The 16,813-nt window shown below is 68.4% G+C and carries 17 protein-coding genes; 9 read left to right on the top strand and 8 right to left on the bottom strand.

All coding sequences use genetic code 11. The features are described from left to right. Window positions 1-4: 4 nt before the first annotated feature. The 5 genes from HALNA_RS08280 to HALNA_RS08260 all read left to right on the top strand — a co-directional run bounded on the left by HALNA_RS08280 (window position 5) and on the right by HALNA_RS08260 (window position 6,513). Entirely contained in the window at window positions 5-1,231 is a 1,227-nt protein-coding gene (locus HALNA_RS08280; protein WP_049935914.1) for an MFS transporter, read from the top strand. 39 nt (window positions 1,232-1,270) lie between these two features. Beyond that, on the top strand, window positions 1,271-2,593 hold the full coding sequence (gene purD / locus HALNA_RS08275; protein WP_049935913.1) for a phosphoribosylamine--glycine ligase: 1,323 nt from the start codon (window positions 1,271-1,273) through the stop codon (window positions 2,591-2,593). An 83-nt stretch (window positions 2,594-2,676) separates the two neighbouring features. Beyond that, a complete protein-coding gene (dacZ, locus tag HALNA_RS08270; protein ID WP_049935912.1) occupies window positions 2,677-3,492 on the top strand; it encodes a diadenylate cyclase in 816 nt (271 codons plus the stop codon). A gap of 1 nt (window position 3,493) precedes the next feature. After that, window positions 3,494-4,276, top strand: a complete 783-nt coding sequence (locus HALNA_RS08265; RefSeq protein WP_049935911.1) for a mechanosensitive ion channel family protein — start codon at window positions 3,494-3,496, stop codon at window positions 4,274-4,276. A 44-nt stretch (window positions 4,277-4,320) separates the two neighbouring features. Further along, window positions 4,321-6,513, top strand: a complete 2,193-nt coding sequence (locus HALNA_RS08260) for a PAS domain S-box protein (protein WP_049935910.1) — start codon at window positions 4,321-4,323, stop codon at window positions 6,511-6,513. 137 nt (window positions 6,514-6,650) lie between these two features. On the opposite strand, the gene HALNA_RS08255 is transcribed toward HALNA_RS08260, so the two are convergent. The 7 genes from HALNA_RS08255 to fabG all read right to left on the bottom strand — a co-directional run bounded on the left by HALNA_RS08255 (window position 6,651) and on the right by fabG (window position 13,233). Continuing rightward, entirely contained in the window at window positions 6,651-7,184 is a 534-nt protein-coding gene (locus HALNA_RS08255) for an acyltransferase (RefSeq protein WP_049935909.1), read from the bottom strand. A gap of 38 nt (window positions 7,185-7,222) precedes the next feature. Next, entirely contained in the window at window positions 7,223-7,387 is a 165-nt protein-coding gene (locus HALNA_RS19905; protein WP_157573486.1) for a hypothetical protein, read from the bottom strand. Between the two features lie 2 nt (window positions 7,388-7,389). Then, a complete protein-coding gene (locus tag HALNA_RS08250) occupies window positions 7,390-9,045 on the bottom strand; it encodes a tRNA uridine(34) 5-carboxymethylaminomethyl modification radical SAM/GNAT enzyme Elp3 (protein ID WP_049935908.1) in 1,656 nt (551 codons plus the stop codon). A gap of 96 nt (window positions 9,046-9,141) precedes the next feature. Continuing rightward, window positions 9,142-11,154, bottom strand: a complete 2,013-nt coding sequence (locus HALNA_RS08245) for a DHH family phosphoesterase (RefSeq protein ID WP_049935907.1) — start codon at window positions 11,152-11,154, stop codon at window positions 9,142-9,144. 53 nt (window positions 11,155-11,207) lie between these two features. Continuing rightward, window positions 11,208-11,801 (bottom strand): YIP1 family protein, encoded by a 594-nt coding sequence (locus HALNA_RS08240; RefSeq protein ID WP_049935906.1) that lies wholly within the window; start codon window positions 11,799-11,801, stop codon window positions 11,208-11,210. A 72-nt stretch (window positions 11,802-11,873) separates the two neighbouring features. Continuing rightward, window positions 11,874-12,440: an NADPH-dependent FMN reductase gene (locus HALNA_RS08235; RefSeq protein ID WP_049935905.1), complete on the bottom strand. Its 567-nt coding sequence runs from the start codon at window positions 12,438-12,440 to the stop codon at window positions 11,874-11,876. A 10-nt stretch (window positions 12,441-12,450) separates the two neighbouring features. Further along, complete coding sequence (gene fabG, locus HALNA_RS08230) at window positions 12,451-13,233, bottom strand: 3-oxoacyl-[acyl-carrier-protein] reductase (protein ID WP_049935904.1); 783 nt, start codon at window positions 13,231-13,233, stop codon at window positions 12,451-12,453. Between the two features lie 153 nt (window positions 13,234-13,386). On the opposite strand from fabG, the gene HALNA_RS08225 reads away from it, so the two are divergent. The 4 genes from HALNA_RS08225 (at window position 13,387) to HALNA_RS08210 (ending at window position 15,250) form a co-directional block, all read left to right on the top strand. Continuing rightward, the gene (locus tag HALNA_RS08225; RefSeq protein WP_049935903.1) at window positions 13,387-14,145 is read left to right on the top strand and encodes a DUF7124 domain-containing protein; all 759 of its coding nucleotides are present in this window, start codon (window positions 13,387-13,389) and stop codon (window positions 14,143-14,145) included. Between the two features lie 40 nt (window positions 14,146-14,185). Next, entirely contained in the window at window positions 14,186-14,434 is a 249-nt protein-coding gene (locus HALNA_RS08220; RefSeq protein WP_049935902.1) for a hypothetical protein, read from the top strand. A gap of 23 nt (window positions 14,435-14,457) precedes the next feature. Beyond that, window positions 14,458-14,919 (top strand): hypothetical protein, encoded by a 462-nt coding sequence (locus tag HALNA_RS08215; protein WP_211226008.1) that lies wholly within the window; start codon window positions 14,458-14,460, stop codon window positions 14,917-14,919. Window positions 14,920-15,064: 145 nt separating this feature from the next. After that, complete coding sequence (locus tag HALNA_RS08210) at window positions 15,065-15,250, top strand: hypothetical protein (protein ID WP_049935901.1); 186 nt, start codon at window positions 15,065-15,067, stop codon at window positions 15,248-15,250. A gap of 74 nt (window positions 15,251-15,324) precedes the next feature. On the opposite strand, the gene HALNA_RS08205 is transcribed toward HALNA_RS08210, so the two are convergent. Next, on the bottom strand, window positions 15,325-16,551 hold the full coding sequence (locus HALNA_RS08205) for a DUF7405 family protein (RefSeq protein WP_049935900.1): 1,227 nt from the start codon (window positions 16,549-16,551) through the stop codon (window positions 15,325-15,327). Window positions 16,552-16,813 lie beyond the last annotated feature (262 nt).

Below are 16,813 nucleotides of genomic sequence, written 5' to 3'. Positions count from 1 at the left end.
AGCGATGGCGGACTCCGACGTCGGCGTCCCGTGGCGGTCGCCACGGCTGTATCTCCTCCTCGCGACGGCGGCGGTGGCGCCTCTCGACGTGACGGTCGTCGGCCCGGCGCTCCCCGCCATCGCCGACGCGTTCGAGGTGTCGAGCGCGCGGAGCGGGCTGGTAATTACCGCCTTCGCCGCACCGGGGGCGGTCCTCGCCCCGGTCGTCGGGATGTACGCCGACCGGTTCGGCCGGCGGCGGGTCGTGGTCCCGTGCCTGCTGGTCTACGGCGTCGCGGGGCTGGCGGTGACGCTCGCGACCGACCTCTGGCAGGTGCTCGCCCTCCGAGCGGTGCAGGGGAGCGTCGGGGGGAGCATCCTCGCCTCGCTGACGCTGGCGCTCGTCGGTGACTACTACGACGGCCCGCAGCGCAACGCGGTGATGGGCGTCGTCAGCGCGGGCATCTCCTTCAGCGCCGCGGCCGGGCCGGTGCTCGGGGGCGTCCTCGCCGCCCGGTCGTGGGACGGCCCCTTCTACCTCTACGGGACGAGCGTCGTCGTCGCCGCCGCGGTGTACTGGTTCCTCGATCCGCCGCCGATCGGTGGCGCGACCGACCGCGAGGGGTCGTGGTCGTACCTGCGGGACGCGGCGGCGTCGCTCCCGGCCCGAGAGGCCCTCCTCGTCTACGGGGCGACGTTCGGCGGCTTCGTCCTCTTTTTCGGTGGCGTTCTGACCGCCGTCCCCTTCCTGCTAGAGGGAACGTACGGACTGGCGTCGGGGCGGGTCGGCGCGCTCGTGACGGGGGCGACGATGCCCGCGGCGGTGGTGGCCGTCCTCAACGGTCGGTTCGCGCGCCACCTGTCGAACCTCGGGCTGATCGCGGCCGGGTTCGTCGGCTACGCCGCCGGCCTCGTCGGCGTGTGGGCTACCACCTCGGCGACGGGCGTGCTCCTCACCCTCGGGGTGTTCGGGGTCGGACACGGACTCCTCCTCCCCTCGGCGGCGTCGGCGCTGTCGGAACTCGCCGGGCCGGAGTTCCGCGGCGGCGTCATGAGCCTGCGGACGAGCGTCGTACTGGGCGCGCAGGCGGTCGGCCCGCCCCTGTTTACCCTGCCGGCGACCCGCCTCGATGTGGGGTACGAACTCCCCCTGGCGCTGGGTGGCGTCGGCGCGATGCTGGTCGCCGTGGGCCTCGTCGCCGCCGTCGGCGGGCGGGCGGGCGTCGTCGCCGCGACGGCGGGCGAGCCCTAAAGGGCAACGTTTAGGCCGATTCCGGCGGGTGGATCGACCATGTCAGAGACAGTGCTCCTCGTCGGCGGCGGCGGGCGGGAACACGCCATCGCCCGCGCCGTTGTACCCGACGCCGACCTGTACGCCTGTGCGAGCAACCGCAACCCCGGCATCGCCGAACTCGCCGCGGAGACACGGATCGTCGACGAGACGGACGCCGAGGGGATCGTCGCGTTCGCGGACGACGTGGGCGCCACCCTCGCCGTAGTCGGGCCGGAGTCGGCGCTCGCGGCGGGTGTCGCCGACGCCCTCGACGACGCCGGCGTCTACACATTCGGCCCGTCGGCCGAGGCGGCCCGCATCGAGACGGACAAGGCGTACCAGCGCCGGTTCATGCGGGAGCACGGGATTCCGGGCTGTCCCGACTTCGAGACGTTCGAGGATATGGACGCCGCCTGCGACTACATCGACGCGTACGACGGCGACCTGGCGGTCAAACCCGCCGGTCTGACCGGCGGGAAGGGCGTCCGCGTCACCGGCGACCAGGTGACGAAAGCGGAGGCCAAGGCGTATCTCCGCGACGCCGACTACGACCGCGTCGTCCTCGAGGAGCGACTGATCGGCGAGGAGTTCACCGTGCAGGCGTTCGTGGCGAGCGAGGAGCGACGCTCCTCGGGGCGGATTCGGACGACGCCCGCAGTGCAGGACCACAAACGCGCCTACGAGGGCGACGAGGGGCCTAACACGGGCGGGATGGGGAGTTACAGCGACGCCGGGTCGACCCTGCCGTTCATGAACCCGGGCGATTACGACGAGGCCGTCGAAGTGCTGGAGTCGACCGTCGACGCCCTCCCGGACTACAAGGGCGTCCTGTACGGCCAGTTCATGCTCACCGCCGACGGGGTGCGGGTGGTGGAGTTCAACGCCCGCTTCGGCGACCCCGAGGCGATGAACACCCTTCCCGTCCTCGAGACGCCGTTTTGTGACGTGCTGACGGCGGCGCGGGACGGCGACCCCCTTCCCGAACTCGACTTCGACTCGCAGGCGACGGTCTGTAAGTACGCGGTGCCGGCGGGCTACCCGACCGACCCCGAGGCCGGCGCACGGATCGAGGTGGACGAGGCGAGCGTCGCGCGGGCGGCGACCGACGACGGCGACGCTCTCCTCTTTTACGCGAGCGTCGACGCCCGCGAGGACGGCCTCTACACTACTACCTCGCGGGCTTTCGCCGTCGTCGGTCTCGCGGAGACGATCACGGACGCGGAGGTCATCGCGGAGGACGCGCTGGCGGCGGCGGGCGAGGGACTTCGGATCAGACACGACATCGGGACGCCCGACCTGGTGCAGCGACGGATCGACCACGTGGCGCAGTTGCGGGACTGATCGCCGTCCACGCCGAGAGAAACGCATGACGGGCGTGTGACGCGCCACAAACCTTTATTTCGCCCCGTCTCGACAATTCCTCAATGGCGACGTTACGTGATTCACTCGGCAGCCTCGTGGACGACGTCGACGGACTGTTCCTGTTTTCGCCGTCGGCAGCGTACTACGAGCGGTTCGCGGCCGCGGACGTCGACCGGGTGGTGATCGCCGCCGAGAACGGCGTGGACGCGGCCTCGTTCGTCGAACTTCCGCTCGGATTCGACAACGTCCGCGACCGCATCAAGTTCGGCATCGAAGGGGCGATGGACCACGGGTTCGTGGCCGAGGGCGACACCGTCGTCTGCGCCGTCTCGATGTTCGACGACGGCGGCGACGCCGACAGTCTTGTCCGGGTGCGCGTCGAGGAATCGATGCGTTCCGGCATCTACGATCTCTTCACCGACTCGCGGGCCGAACCGGGCGTCATCCGGGACGTGTTCGAGGTGGCGATCGACCTCGGCAAGAAAGGGCAGAAAGGCAAGCCCGTCGGCGCCCTGTTCGTCGTCGGCGACGCGGGGAAGGTGATGAACAAGTCCCGGCCGCTCAGCTACAACCCCTTCGAGAAATCCCACGTCCACGTCGGCGACCCAATCGTGAACGTGATGCTCAAGGAGTTCTCGCGGCTGGACGGCGCCTTTATCGTCTCGGATTCGGGCAAGATCGTCTCGGCGTACCGCTATCTGGAGCCGTCCGCCGAGGGCGTCGACATCCCGAAGGGACTGGGCGCGCGCCACATGGCCGGCGGCGCCATCACGCGGGATACCAACGCCATCGCCATCGTCCTCTCCGAATCGGACGGGATGGTGCGGGCGTTCAAAGGCGGGGACCTCATTCTGGAGATCGATCCGGAGGAGTACTGAGATGCAAGGCGGTACGATCCGAGAGGTCGCCGAGACCGTTCCCCTCTGGTTCTGGTTCGCGTTCGCGACACTCGCCGTCGGCGTCGTCCTCGGGTGGCTGACACGGGTCGTCGCCCGCCGCGTGCTCAGACGGGTGGGCGTCCCCGGCGCCATCGAGGGGACGGCCTTCGAACGGACGGCCCGCGAGTTCGGCACCTCGACCGTCGACATCCTCGCCGCCATCGCCGGCTACTTCGTCTTCGGTATCGCCGTCTTCGCCGCCGTCGCCGTCGCCGAGATTCAGTACGTGGCCCAGTTCTGGAACGCGGTGGCCGGCTTCCTGCCGCAGGTCTTTTTCGCCGTCATCGTCCTCATCGTCGGCGTTCTGCTCGGCGACAAGGTGGAACTCGTCGTCTCCGAGCGCTTCCGGGGGGTGAAGCTTCCGCAGGTCGGCGTTCTCCCCCTGATGGCGAAATACAGCGTGTTCTATCTGGCCGCGCTCATCGCCCTCGGACAGGTCGGCGTCGCCACCGGGGCGCTCATCGTCCTGCTGGCCGCCTACGTCTTCGCAATCATCTTTCTCGGCGGTATCGCCTTCCGACACCTGCTCTCCGCCGGCGCCGTCGGAACCTATCTCCTGCTCAACCAACCGTACACCATCGGTGACGAGATTCGGGTGGGCGACGTTCGCGGCATCGTTCAGGAGATGGACCTGTTCGTCACACACGTCGAAACCGACGGCGAGGAGTTCGTCTTCCCCAACAGCAAGGTGTTTTCCGACGGCTTCGTGCGGGTTCGATCCTGAGCGGTGTACGGAACTGTTTTCGACGCCGGGGGTCAACGTGTTGCATGACCGAGCCGATCCACGTCCTCCACGTCGACGACGATCCGGCGTTCGCGGAGCTGACCGCGACCTTTCTGGAACGGGCCGACGATCGGTTCGTCGTCGACTCGGTCACGAGCGTCGAGGCGGGGTTGGATCGGCTGGCGGCGACCGACGTCGACTGTGTCGTCTCCGACTACGAGATGGATCGACTCACCGGCATCGAGTTCCTCGACGCCATCAGGACGGGGTACGGCGACCTCCCGTTCGTCCTCTTTACCGGCAAGGGGAGCGAGGAGATTGCGAGCGAGGCCATCTCCGCCGGCGTCACCGACTACCTCCAGAAGGGACGGGGCACCGACCGCTATACGATACTCGCACACCGCATCTCGAACGCCGTATCGGCTCACCGCTCGCGTGCCGAATCGGAGTCCCGACGCCAGCGGCTCGAAGGCATCCTCACGGCGGTCCCCGGCTGCGTCGTTCAGGTCGACGCGGACGGGCAGTTCGTCTTCGCCAACGAGCGTGCCAAGGCGGTCCTCGGGCTGACCCGTGCGACGCTCACGGACTGCGCGTACAACGACATCGAGTGGGGAATCAGGGACCTCGACGGCGATCCGATCCCCGACGCCGAACTGCCGTTTCGGCGCGTCTACGAGACTGGCGAGCCCCTCTACGGTTACCGCCACACGATTCGGTGGCCGGACGGCACCGAGAAGGTGCTTCTCGTCAACGGCGCGCCGACGTTCGACGACGACGGCGCCGTCGAGAGCGTCCTCTTCTCGCTGGTCGACGTGACCGATCGCCGTGCGCAGGAGCGACGGCTCGAAGTGACGACACACCGCCTCGACCTAGCGCTCGAGGCGACCGACACGGGCGTCTGGGAGTGGGATCTGGAGACGGATGCCGTCGTCTGGGACGAGACGCTCGAACGCGTGATGGGGCTCGAACCCGGGACGTTCGAGGGGACCTACGAGGCGTTCGCGGCACGGATCCATCGGGCGGACCTGGACGACGTGGAGCGACGGCTCGAACGGGCGCTCGAAACGGACGGCGACTACCGCATCGAATGTCGGATGCGGCGCGCGGACGGGACGGTGCTGTGGACCGAAAGCCACGCGACGGTCGTCGACAACGAGAAGGGCCGGCGGATGGTCGGCATCCACCACGACATCACCGACCGCAAGCGCCGCGAGGCGGAGGTCGAACGGACGAATCGGCGCCTCGACAGCATCCTCGAAAGCACGACGACGCCGATGTTTCTGAAGGACGCGGACGGCCGCTACCTCCTCGTCAACGACCACTACAGGCGGCTGTTCGGACTGTCGGACAGCGAGGTGATCGGACGCACCGACGCGGAGATTCACCCGACGACGATGGCCGCTGAAGTGGGGGCGAACGATCGGCGCGTCCTCGACGCGGCGGAACCACTCCGGACCACGGAACGGATCGTCGTCGACGGCGAGAAACGGACCTTTCTGACCTCGAAGGTGCCGGTCCACGACGGGACCGACGACGGCCCGCCGAACGCCGTCTTCGGCGTCGCGAAAGACATCACGGAACGGGAGGCGTACCGGACGACGCTCGAACGACAGAACGAACTCCTGGAACAGTTCGCGGGTGTCGTCAGTCACGACCTTCGGAGTCCGATCACCGTCGCCCAGGGGCGCCTCGAACTCGCGTCCGAGGAGTGTGACAGCGTGCATCTCGACGACGCGGCCGACGCACTCGCCCGAAGCCAGGAGCTGATCGGCGACCTGCTGGCGCTCTCTCGGCAGGGACGGGGGACCGACGAAATCGAGTCGGTGTCGCTCGCGGACGCCGTCGACGCCTGCTGGCGGACCGTCGAGACGGGCACCGCTACCCTCGCCGTCGAGACGACGGGGACGATCCGTGCGGATCGAAGCCGACTCGGCCAACTCCTCCAGAACCTCGTCCGAAACGCGGTCGAACACGGCTCCCCGGGCGACCGGACGGACGACTCGAGCGTCTCCATCACCGTCGGCGACCTGAACGACGGCTTCTACGTCGCCGACGACGGGCCGGGCATCCCGCCGGACGTCCGCGAGCGTGCGTTCGAGACGGCGAGCGAGGGGACGCCCGGCTTCGGCCTCGGCATCGTCGCGCAGGTCGCCGCCGCCCACGGTTGGACCGTGCGCATCGCCGAGAGCGAGGGCGGCGGCGCCCGCTTCGAGATCAGCGGCGTCGAGTCGGCGTAAGGTGGACGGCCCGTCGTGGTCGACATGGCCGAAACGCCGGTACGACGACCCGTTTCATACGGATTAGTGTAACTGTTTACCGGTGGGTCGCCAGGACTGGTCGGCGACCCACCGGTAATGACTTACACTAAACCGTATCAGTCCGCCGCGGACCCGACGCCGCCCTCGACCGGCCGCGCCGGGATGCCGGCGACGGTCGTTTCCGGGGCTACGTCCTCGGTGACGAGGGAGTTGGCCGCCACCTTGGCGTCGGCACCGATTTCGACACCGGGGAGGACGACCGCTCCCGCGCCGATCATCGCCCGTTCGCCCACCACCACCTCGCCGGTCCGGTACTCCGCCTGTAGGAACTCGTGACAGAGGAGGGTCGCGTCGTAGCCGACGATGGCGTCCGCCCGGATCGTCAGGTGTTCGGGCCAGAACACGTCTGGCGTCGCCTCCAGACCGAACGCGACGCCCGGCTCGACGGTGGCGCCGAGACGACGAAGGAGCCAGTTTTTCGCCCGCAGGCTCGGCGAGACGCGGATCAGCCAGACCGCGAGGTAGTTGACGATCACCCGCAACGGGTGTTTGGCGTCCGGCCAGTGCCACAGCGAGTTTCGCGGCCCCACCGTCGGGTGGCGGTCGAGGCGGTCGTGTCGGCGGTCGGGGTCCGAATCCGAATCGCTCACGCTCGGCTTTCGGCGGCCGCCGTCTTGAAACCGTCCGCCTACACCCGAAGCCCGGCCAGCAGATACGCCGCCGGAAACGCCGCAACCACTGCCCCGACGCCGACGATGGCCCGCGCGTAGACGTTCGGCGGGCTGAGGGCGACGGCGACGGCGGCCGGGACGGCGGCGAGAAGCAGCGCCCAGGTGAGCCGTTCCGTCGACACGGTTACAACCGCTTCGAGACGTACGGGCCGTCTTGGTGGTAGCCCAGTTTCTCGCGATAATACCGTCGGACGCCGATGCCGCTGATGACGCTCAGCTTGTCGTAGCCGGCGTCGGCCGCCATCGCCTCGGCCCGTTCGAGGAGGCGACGACCGTAGCCGCGGTGTTGCCAGTCGGCCGCGTCGTCGTCGCGGAGGCCGACCTCACTCCCGTAGACGTGGAGTTCGCGAACCAACGCGGCGCCGTTCAGTTCGCGGCGCACGGGGTCGTTCGGGAAGCGCAGGCGACAGAAGCCGATCAGCAGGTCGGCGACGGGGTCCTCGAAGCTGATGAACTGTTCAGTCCCGCCGCCCGCCTCGTAGGTCATCGTATCGAGTTCGACCCGCTCCGGATCGGGGTCGGCGTCGTTGTGCCCGACTTCGCGGGCGCGGATATCACGCGGCTCGATTCCCATCTCCGCGGCGCGCTGGGTCGCCAACTGCCGGAGGTTCGACTTCCAGACGCCGGCGTCGATGTGGTCGGCGGGGATGTCCCGCTGGACGCGCTGGAGCCGGGTGTACTTCGGAATCAGGTCCATCACCTCGGCCACGAGGTCGGCGGCCGTCTCGTTGTCGAGGGGGTCGAAGTCGTCACGGCGCCACATGTCGTAGGTGCGGGTGCCACGGACGACGAGTGTCGGATAGATCTTGAGGTAGTCGGGGCGCCACCGGGGGTCCGAAAAGAGCTGGCGGAAATCCTCCAGACACATGTCGTAGGTCATGCCCGGCTGGCCGGGCATCATGTGAAAACCCACCTTGAACGCGGCGTCGCGGAGGCGGCGGTTGGCGTCGACCGAGGCCTGCACGCCGTGGCCGCGGTGCATCTCGCGGTTGATCCGCTCGTAGGTGGTCTGGACGCCCACCTCCACTTTCGTCCCGCCCAACCGCAACATTCGGTCGATCTGTTCCGGATCGCACCAGTCGGGTTTGGTCTCGAAGGTGGTGCCGATGTTCCGCACGTCGGCCGTCTCGTTCTCCGCGATCACGTCTTCCAGATACCGGAAATCGGGGTCCTTCTCCGCGAAGCTCCGGCCCTCGGCGGGGTCCGGCTTCGCGTCGGTGTCGTAGTCGTTGAGGGCTTCGAGCGCCCGCTTGACGAACCACTCCTGATAGTCGTGGCTCCGCGCCGTCATGGTCCCACCCATCAGGATCAGCTCCACCTTGTCGACCGGGTGGCCGATGTGTCTGAGCTGTTCGAGCCGCAGGGTCACCTGCCCGTACGGGTCGTAGTCGTTCTGCTCGCCCCGCGCCGCCGCGGGCTCGTGGCCCGTGTAGCTCTGTGCGCTGCCGAACTCCGAGGCGGGGCCGCCGGGGCAGTAGAGGCATTTCCCGTGCGGGCACATATGCGGCGAGGTCATGATCGCCACGGGCGAGACGCCCGAGGCGGTGCGGACGGGCTTGCGCCGGACCACCGCCTGCACCTCGTCGCGGCGCTCCTCGGGCGCGTGCTGGAGGATGTCGGCGTTTTTCGGCACCTTCGACGCCGAGTGCTCCGAGCAGGCGTCGAGTTTCGCCGATTCGAGGTCGTCGCGCTCTACGTCGCCGGACAGAATGCGTTCGACGAGGTCCTCGCACACCCGGACGAACGCCTCGTCGGCCTCGCTCTCGGCGTCCGCGCTCACGAGTCGCCCCTCCCGCTGGTCATCGTCGTCGTGTCGTCGGGTGGCGGGGTTAAGGGTGTCGTTCCGTCGGGTAGCGAAGGGGGAAATCGGGGCGTCTCAGGCCAGTCGGTCGGCGGCCGCGGCGACGACGGCGTCGACAGCGGCGTCACGGCGACCCGAGAGGAACTCGATCCGGCCGTCGCGGACGCTCGCGGCGGTGATGCCGGCGTCCTCGACGCGGTCCGCGGCGTCACTCGCCACGCCGCGAACGTCGACAGCGGCCGCGGCGCGCAGGTAACATTCGTCGGTGCCGACGCCGACGATCAGATCGGCGTCGCGGCGGCGGCCGAGTTCGTCGAGGAGGAGGGCGGTCGGCGGGAAGTCGAAGCGGTGGGTGTAGGCGTCGGTGTCGAGCACCTCGACCGTCAGATCGCCTTCCTCGCGCGTCTCGATGTTGGCCGTCGCGGTGTCGACTTCGGCGTCGAGTTTCTGGCGGAACTGCTCGCTCACGTGCCCGGCCAGGCCACCCGCGTCCTCGAACAGGAGGTCCGTGATGAGTTCGCGCTTGTCCTCGTAGGACTGGTAGTACGCCTCGAGCGCGATGGCCTCACGGAGTTCGCGGGTTCGGTCGGCGTCGTAGCCGGCCTCGGCGGCGAGGTCGACGTACGTCTCGGGGGCGTCGCCCCAGTACGAGACGGCGGGCAGGTGAACGAGGTCGTCACGAACGTCGGAATCGACCGTCGCGGCGAGGGTGGCCGCGAGCGTCCCCGTCGAGAGGTCGGCGGCGTCGGCGCCGGCGAGACCGGGGTTGACGATGGCCTCACAGTCGTCGGCGACGGCGGCGTCGGCCACCTCGGCGTCGACGACGACGCGCCGGGCGCCGTAGATGCCGAGCAGCCCCAGGCCGTCGCTGGATTCGACCGTACTTCCCGTGCCGACGAGGAGGACGAGCGGCAGTTTCTCGTCGTGGCGGTCGCGGTCCTGGAGCATCCGCGTCACGTCGTTGGTCGCGTCGTCCATGTCGTAGACCGATTCTTCGAGCGGTCGCCGTGTGAAGTAGTGGTACTCGGCGTCGGCGGCGGCGTGTTCCGCGCGGATCAGCGGGAGGACGGCCCGCTCGATGGCCGCGCCGGCGACGTAGCCGTCGGCGGTCGCGGCGTGGCGGACGACGACGGGGCGGGATTCCAGCACCGCGCGGCGGATCGTCTCCGCGGCGTCGATCAGGTCGTCGGCCACGGCGTCGACAGCGTCGCTCTCGACGAGCGTCGTCACCGACTCGGGGCGGGCCTCGGCGGTCAGCGCGTCGGCCAGTCGGCGCTCGACGGTCGCCGCCTCGTCGTCGGAGAGGATCGAGAGCGCCTCGGTTTCGACCTGCAGTTCGTCGTAGCGGCGTTCGACCTCGCCGTCGAGGCGGACGATGCTCCCGACTTCGACATCGGGGTAGGCGCGGACGCCCGCCTCGACGAACGCAGCGCAGTCGACGGCGCCCGACGCGTCGCGGAGTTCGAACACGGTCGGGCCGCTGGTCTGCCGGACACCGACGATTTCGCCCTCCAGACGGACCGTCTCGCCGACGCGGTCGTCGAGACTGTCGACATCGACACGATCGAGGTCGGCGGTGTCGGCCGCCGCGGCGTCGGCGTCGGTGGTCGACGCTTCGGCGTCGGTGGTCGACGCTTCGGCGTCGCCGTGTTCCGTATCGTCACCGTTCAGCGCCTCGTCGCGGGGCGTCGGCGTCTGTCGGACGGGGCCGGAGTCGTCGTCGCCGTCGTCGCCGTCGGCCTCGATAGCCTCGCCGTCGGCGTCGCCGTCTGGGTCGTGGATCCGTGCCCCGCGGAACTCGTCGCCGGTCTGGCGAATCGACCACGCGAGGTCGACGTTTCCGTTGTCGCGGACGTTTTTCACCTGGACGAACACGGTGTCGCCGGGATCCCAGTCGAGGCTCTCGAGGCGGCGGTCGAGTTCGCTACGGTGCAGCAGTCCCGTCACGCCGGGCGAGAGGTCGACGAACACGCCGAAGTCGGCGAAGCCGTCGACCGTCCCCTTGTAGTATCGACCCGAGACCAGTTGGTTCGGGCTGGAACCGCGGAAATCAAACCAGACGTCTTCTTCGTGGGTGATCCAATCCATTGAGCGAATTCAACAGCCCCACCCTAAAACGATTGTCGAAACTACTCGACGGCCTAGATGATGTACCAGGCCCGAAGCAGGGCCGTGAGCGCGTCGATGCCGCCGAAGCCGTAGCCAAAGAGAAGGCTCCCGGGCAGCGCCGCGGCGAGGACCGCCCGGCCCGTCGTCGTCCGGTGGACGGTGACGAGGCCGACGACGAGGAGGGCGCTCCCGTAGAGACAGCCGAGCAGGGCGAGTTCGGGGCTCGGCACGGCGGCGAGTGGGCAGGGGGCGGTGGCGTAGGCGAGCACCTGTACCGTCTCGCTGACCCCCGCCCGGTCGCGGACGAAGGCCATCAGGGTGAGCGTCTGGAGCGCCGCGAGGAGGTGGAGGACGGCGGGGGCGACGAGGAGGGCGACGAGGGCGACGGCCACGGCGGCCCGGAGGGCACCGGTCGCGGGGAACCGAGCGGGGTCGAGGACCGCGAGGAGGACGGCGTACGCGACGGCCATCGCGACGGCGAAGACGAGACCGGGCGCCTGATCGCCGGGCGCGACACCGTTCTCGAAGAAGCGCCGGGGGCGAACGAGCACTTCGAGCCACGCACGGGCGAGGCCGCGCGCTCCGCGCTCCCGACCGCCACGGGGATTCTCGACCCACGTCGTCACGGGCGTGTGTGCGGCGGCGGTCGGCAAGGGGCTTCCGATCCGGCGTAGCCGCGGCCGCACACGGTCGCCGACCTACCCGCCCACGTTCTGGTCGCTCTCGAACGTCCGCGGGTCGGGTTCGATGGTCGCGTACTCGACGACCCGACGGCCGAGGGTGGCGACCCGTTCTTCGAGTCCGTCGTCGACGAACGCGTCGTCGGCGAACGCCGCCGACGCCCGCGGAATCGCCGCCTGGTGTGGCAGGACCCACGCATCGAGAGCGCGACACACGGAGCGCAGGTGTTCGAGGGCGGTGATAGGGAAGGCGCCGCCGGCGACGCCGAGCAACCCAACCGTCTTCCCCTCGAACTCGTCGAACCCGCAGTGATCGAGCGCGTTCTTCAGGACGCCGGCGTAGGAGCCGTGGTACATGGGCGTGCCGAGCAGGACGGCGTCGGCGTCGCGGACGCGACGGGTGAACGCCGCGCTGTCGCCCTGTTCGTCCATATCGGGATCGAGCGGGGGCAGGTCGAACGCACGGAGGTCGAGCAACTCGGTGTCGGCCCCGGCGTCCGCGGCGGCGGCGAGTGCGTGGCGGAGCGCAAGCCGGGTGTAACTCCGGTCGCGGAGGCTGCCGGAGACGGCGACGACGGTCGTCATGGGGGCACCCTCACCACTCCAGACCGCCGTTGACGCCGAGCACCTGACCGGTCATGTAGCTGGCGTGGTCGCTGGCAAGGAACCGAACCATCCCGACGATGTCTTCGGGGTCTGCGAAGCGATTGAGCGGGATCTTGTCCCGGATCTTCTGTTGGACGCGTTCGGGCACCTTCTCCAGCATGTCGGTTTTGACGAAGCCCGGCGCGACGCAGTTGGCCGTCGAGCCGTGAGCGGCGAGTTCGAGCGCCAACGTCCTCGTGAAGGCGAACATCCCGCCCTTGGAGGTGGCGTAGTTGGCCTGACCGTAGTTGCCCTGTTGCCCGACGACACTGGAGATGTTGATGAGGCGTCCGTGGTCGGCGTCGCGGATGTCGTCGAAGAAGGCCTTGGTGCAGTTGAACGTCCCGCCGAGGTTGACGTCGATGACCGTCTGCCAGTCCTCGTGGGTCATCTCCGCGAACTTGCGGTCGATGGTGATGCCGGCGTTGTTGACCAGCACGTCCACCGCGCCGAGTTCGTCGTGAATCTCGTCGGCCATCCGTTCGACTTCGGCCGGGTCAGCCACGTCGGCCTGTGCACACATCGCCGTCTCGCCGTTCTCCCGGATGATCGATTCGACTTCACGGGCCGCGGCATCGGAACTCCGGTAGTTTACGACCACGTCCGCGCCACAGCGCGCGAGTTCGAGCGCGATGGATCGGCCGATGCCACGCGAAGAGCCCGTGACGAGGCAGGTTCGGTCTGCGAGGGGATGCGGGTCGAGGGGTTCCAGCCGTGTGGTCGTCTCGGACATACACCTACCAATGCGGGGTTCGGATTGTTAACTATTCGCGCCCTTCGGGCCGGAGGCCGACGATAGCTTTTATTGTGGGGAACAGTAACGTGACTTCGCTCTACTCGGCGGCGAGTCTCGCGACCCGTCGCCGCGAGCGGAAGAGCCGCACCCATGACCGACCGCATCGACCTGGACGACATCGACACCGACGACGGGGAATCGGACGACCAACCGAACCGGGGGGACTGGTTCTGGCGGGGCGAGGGCGACCCCGACGCGGAACCGGACGACCCGTTCGGGACGGCCGGCGGGCGGGCGGACGACGCGGCGGCCGATCCGACGAGCGGAGCGTGGGACGGGGACGATGGCGACGACGGCGACGGCCGGACCCACGCGGCGACGCCGCGGGTCCCCCGACAGAGCGACGACAAGCCCGTCGGCATCCCCATCGAGGGCGGCGGGGCAGGCGGGGCACACGCCGGGGACCGGGACGCCGTCGAGGGCGGCGTGCCGGACGAGGACGACACCCGACAGCCCAGTACCGGCGCCGCCCCCCACGGAGAGGACGCCGACGAGATGACGATGGCGCTGACCTATCGCGCGGCCGAGCGACTGGCACATCCGGCGTCCGCCTTCTCCGACGCGGGGGCGTGGGCGGACTGGGTGGGCATCGTCGGCCGCGTGGACACGCCGGTCATCAACCGCTTCCAGCGACAGAACGGCGTCGACGCCGACTTCTTCAGCGGGACGGGCACCGGCCCGGGCGAGCGACTGGCCGAAATCGGGCCGCGGTCCATGTTCTACGCGAATAGGATGGTCGTCGTCGGAATCGCGGGCGAGGACGAACGCGTCGCCGCCGAGGCGGACTGGGAGTTCGTCTCGCTCGAAGAGGCGGCGGAGAAGGCCGGGTGGACCCTCGACGTGGAGTAAATTTTTATTGCGTGCCCCTCAACCTATGGGGTGAGCTACCATGGGTATCAGAACGGCGCTCACACAGTCGGGAATCGTCACGCTCGGAGTCTTCGCGGCGGGCATCTGGATCGTCCTGACGATGTTGCAGGTGTACGGACGGCTCGGCCCGCTGTCGAGCGGCGGCGTCGGACAGACACCGATTTCGGGGCTCGTCGGGCTGGTCGTCCTCGGGGGAACCCTGGTGCTGCTGCTGGCGCTCTACGGCGAACTGAGCGAAATGGATCCGGCGCCCGAACCCTGGGAGTGATCGATGCAGTACGAGTGTAGCGAGTGCGGACATTTCACCCGGCTCGGTCTGGTCGAGCGCGACTCGGTCGTCAAGACCTGCCCGGCCTGCGGGGAGTCCGCCCGATTCGAACCGGCGTTCGAAGGGGAAGGGGTCTCGTTCTGACGCTCACCATCGACCTGAACCAGCGGTTCATCGACGCCGCCGACGAGTGGGCGGAGGCGCGTCTGGAGGACCGCGAGACCGCCATCGAAACGAAAGCCGAACAGGCGCTTTTGGAGATCGAGTATCTCGTCTCGGGGCGCACGGAGGTGTCGTTCGAGGTCGACCCCGAGGATGGCAAACTCCACTACGACCCGAGCGACGCGCTCGGCGACCGACTCGCCGAACAGGCCGCGGAGACGGGGCTCGAGGAAGCGACGCTGCTTCGCCTCCACGTCGACCTGTTCGTCAGTGCTTTCACCGACGACGACGACGAACGCCCGCCGAACGCGCCCCCGGTCTGATAGTGTTATTGTAACTGTTTACCGGTGGTTCGCCGATCCGTTCTGGCGAACCATCGGTACTGACTTACAATGATCAGTATGAACCGTCGCCGGCCATCGGCGCGGCGACAGATTTAGTAGCTCCCATTCCATTGTATGCTACTGCATGGCAAAGAGGGATCTCGGCTGGCGACCCGAAGGCGCCGCCGAAACGTACAGAGGACGAGAAGTCTGGGAGTACAACGTCGCCCCGCACGAGGTCAACGAGGGCGAAGTCGACGGCGACATCCGGGCCGAGGACATCACCGGTTCGTCGGACTCGGACTCCGTCGTCGACGTAGACGACCTGTAACCGTCGGGCGAATCGGAAGTCGGCGGAGATGCTCGCCGAGAAGGTCCGACGAGCATCGACTACGAAGCGTCCGATCAGTACAGCGGGAAGGCGCGTCGGTCACGCGGGGGAACGTAGAAGTTCGCCCGCGACTGCACGTCGATGAAGTTGAGGATGCCGTTGTTCTCGCGGTCGGTGATCGCCTCGCTGTCGTCCCGCACGTACCACCCGTTCATCGCTCGCCGGGTGGCACGGAAATGCGCCAGCCTCCGCTGGAAGGAGAGGAAGTGAACGCCGGCGTGGTCGCCGTCGGTCGTGTTGAAATCCCGGCGGAGGATGATCGGCTCGCCGTCGCGACGCACCTGCGCGACTTTCTCGTGGTGTCCGACCACGCCGAACTTCCGGGCGTGGTCGCGCACGGCGTCGCTGAAGGGGACGTCGTCGGTGAAGTCGGGAATGTCGGCGGGGTCGAACTCCGGGGAGAACATCCGCGCGACGCGGCCGGCGTCGTCCAGTCCCTCCCACCACGTATCGAGGCTCTGTGTCAGATGTGAGACGTGGAGTGTCGTGCCGCCCGCGAACCGCCCGTCGGGGATGGTGACGAAGTCCTCGCTGGCCTGGGTCCCCTGCCGATCGGAAAAAAAGCCCATGAACGTGGGGTCGTCCTGGGAGAGCGCGCCGGCCGGGATGCCCTCCACGTCGGCGTGGCGGGCGGGCAAGCCCTCGCCGAGAAAGCCCGTCCGCACCTCCGCGATCCGGAACACGTCGCCGAGGGGATGATCGACGGGTTCGCCGTTCAGCGTCTCGCTCGACCGGAACATGGCGTTCTGGACGGCGGTCAACTGCGAGGGCACGTCGCTCTCGAGGACGAGGACGGCGTCGAACTCGAGGAGGTCGGGGTCGTCGGTCCGGGAGATCACCTCCGGTTTCGAGATGGGAGCCGCGTTCAGTTTGCCGATCCGGCGGAAGTAGTCGGTGCCCCAGGCGAGGACGTGAAACAGCCCGTCCGCACGCCAGTCGTAGGCCGCTTCGATCGTTCGCATACCGCGTTCGACCGTCCGCGCGGCCGACGACGACGGCTCGACGTCGAGGGTGAGAAAGAGGAGCCGTCGGTACCGTGCCTGCAGGTCGTTTCCGGCGTCGTCGGTGTCGAGGTACGGGTTCTGGACGAACTGCCGGTTCGGGAGGGCGTCGGCGTGTGGGTTCGGCGGGAGGTCGGTTCCGCTACGGCTGGCGGAGCCGAGAAACTGCGCACACCCCGAAAGCCCGAGCGTCCCGGCAACCGCGCCCAGGCGTGCGAGTGCCGATCGTCGGGATGTCATCGTCTTGTCCTTCAGTCGGTTGGGATCGTAATAAGATTCTCGCCTCCGTAGACGGGCGTCACGCGGCCGAATCCGACCCGAGAGTATTTGTCGCTGAATCCCCCAAGGGGAGACAACGAGGCGATCCATGCACCAGAGTTTCGGTGCCACGTACGGCCCACTCCCGATCCGATTCGCGATCCCGTTGCTGCTGGTCGGAGCCGGTGTTGCAGCGTTCGTCGTCTACGATATGTATCGAACGTACGCACCGTCGAGAGGTGAC

The sequence above is a fragment of the Haloplanus natans DSM 17983 genome (genome assembly GCF_000427685.1).
GTDB lineage: Archaea > Halobacteriota > Halobacteria > Halobacteriales > Haloferacaceae > Haloplanus > Haloplanus natans.
Note: the sequence above shows the minus strand (reverse complement) of the source record. Positions and strands in the feature narration are given on the sequence as shown.

Coding starts and splice junctions, on each gene's coding strand:
- fabG (WP_049935904.1), bottom strand. CDS start 13,233: ATGTCCGAGACGACCACACGGCTGGAACCCCTCGACCCGCATCCCCTC.
- HALNA_RS08280 (WP_049935914.1), top strand. CDS start 5: ATGGCGGACTCCGACGTCGGCGTCCCGTGGCGGTCGCCACGGCTGTAT.
- HALNA_RS08225 (WP_049935903.1), top strand. CDS start 13,387: ATGACCGACCGCATCGACCTGGACGACATCGACACCGACGACGGGGAA.
- HALNA_RS08210 (WP_049935901.1), top strand. CDS start 15,065: ATGGCAAAGAGGGATCTCGGCTGGCGACCCGAAGGCGCCGCCGAAACG.
- dacZ (WP_049935912.1), top strand. CDS start 2,677: ATGGCGACGTTACGTGATTCACTCGGCAGCCTCGTGGACGACGTCGAC.
- purD (WP_049935913.1), top strand. CDS start 1,271: ATGTCAGAGACAGTGCTCCTCGTCGGCGGCGGCGGGCGGGAACACGCC.
- HALNA_RS08260 (WP_049935910.1), top strand. CDS start 4,321: ATGACCGAGCCGATCCACGTCCTCCACGTCGACGACGATCCGGCGTTC.
- HALNA_RS08245 (WP_049935907.1), bottom strand. CDS start 11,154: ATGGATTGGATCACCCACGAAGAAGACGTCTGGTTTGATTTCCGCGGT.
- HALNA_RS08205 (WP_049935900.1), bottom strand. CDS start 16,551: ATGACATCCCGACGATCGGCACTCGCACGCCTGGGCGCGGTTGCCGGG.
- HALNA_RS08235 (WP_049935905.1), bottom strand. CDS start 12,440: ATGACGACCGTCGTCGCCGTCTCCGGCAGCCTCCGCGACCGGAGTTAC.
- HALNA_RS08220 (WP_049935902.1), top strand. CDS start 14,186: ATGGGTATCAGAACGGCGCTCACACAGTCGGGAATCGTCACGCTCGGA.
- HALNA_RS08265 (WP_049935911.1), top strand. CDS start 3,494: ATGCAAGGCGGTACGATCCGAGAGGTCGCCGAGACCGTTCCCCTCTGG.